This is a genomic window from Bacillus sp. SIMBA_005, from assembly GCF_046535585.1.
Classification (GTDB): domain Bacteria; phylum Bacillota; class Bacilli; order Bacillales; family Bacillaceae; genus Bacillus; species Bacillus pumilus.
This window is the reverse complement of sequence record NZ_JAWRWI010000552.1, coordinates 1-265: the sequence shown is the minus strand read 5'-3', so window position 1 is coordinate 265 and position 265 is coordinate 1. Positions and strand designations below refer to the sequence as shown.

Genomic DNA, 265 nt, shown 5'->3' with positions numbered 1-265 from the left:
CGACAGCACGGGAACACCGCCGATGAGCACCTCCAGGATGCCGATCGGCGCCTCGAGCGGCCGCTCGAAGGTCGCGCCGGCGGCGACCGTCTGCGGGTCGAACAGCACGAGGTCGGCGATCGCCCCCTCGCGGATGATGCCGCGTGGCGCGTCGCCGCGGTCCAGGCCCAGCCGTGCGGCCGGGGTGCCTGCCAGATGCCGCACCGCCTCCTCGAGGGTGAGGACGCAAAGCTCGCGCACGTAGTGCCCGAGGTAGCGGGGGAAC

Annotated in this window: 1 protein-coding gene; it reads right to left on the bottom strand. The window is 73.6% G+C overall.

All coding sequences use genetic code 11. The annotated features are described in order from the left end of the window. Positions 1–265 (bottom strand): amidohydrolase family protein (locus SB660_RS21265; protein WP_410584376.1); only part of this gene is annotated, 265 nt, incomplete at both ends.